The 662-nt window shown below is 78.2% G+C and carries 1 pseudogene; it reads left to right on the forward strand.

Annotation, left to right across the window (positions count from 1 at the left end):
* Positions 1-662 (forward strand): annotated as a pseudogene (locus tag ACOV8S_RS00470) (nucleic acid/nucleotide deaminase domain-containing protein); the annotation flags it as partial.

Genomic DNA, 662 nt, shown 5'->3' on the forward strand with positions numbered 1-662 from the left:
CCGCGGGCCAGGCGGCCCACCACGCGGAGACCGTCTTCGCGCCGTCCGGTCCGTCCGGCGCCACGCCGCCTCCGCCGCCGCCCCCGCCGGGCGCCCCGGGCGGCGTGCACCACGCGGAGACGATGTTCGCGCCGCCGTCGGGACCGCCGGTGGCGCCCTCCGCTCCCGGGCCGGTGCCGCCGCCCGGTCCCGTGCCGCCGCCGCCCGCCGCTCCCGGTGTTCCCGGGGCGCCGGCCGCGTACGGGTACCCGCAGCAGTCCCAGCAGCCGATGGTGGGGCCCGGCTACCAGGCCGTGCTGCGCTACCGCGCCCCGGACGGCTCCGAGCACCAGCTGATCCGCCGCAGCGCGCCGGGGCTCCCGCACCCGGAGTGGCAGATCTTCCACGAGCTGCGCGCCATGAACGTGCCGCCGAACCAGGTGCTGGAGCTGCACACCGAGCTGGAGTCCTGCTCCCTGCCCGGCGCGTACTGCGCGCGGATGATCCGCGAGCAGTGGCCGCAGGCCCGGATCACCTCCATCGCCCCCTACGGCGAGGACCACGCGGGCCGGCAACAGGGCATCACGCAACTCCTGGCCCACCAGGGCGAGCTGCACCAGGTCGCGGACGGGCCCGCCCGGCCCGGCCGCGACCTGGTGCAGCTCGCCCTGGTGGGCCAGGAG

The sequence above is a fragment of the Streptomyces sp. CO7 genome, assembly GCF_053474865.1.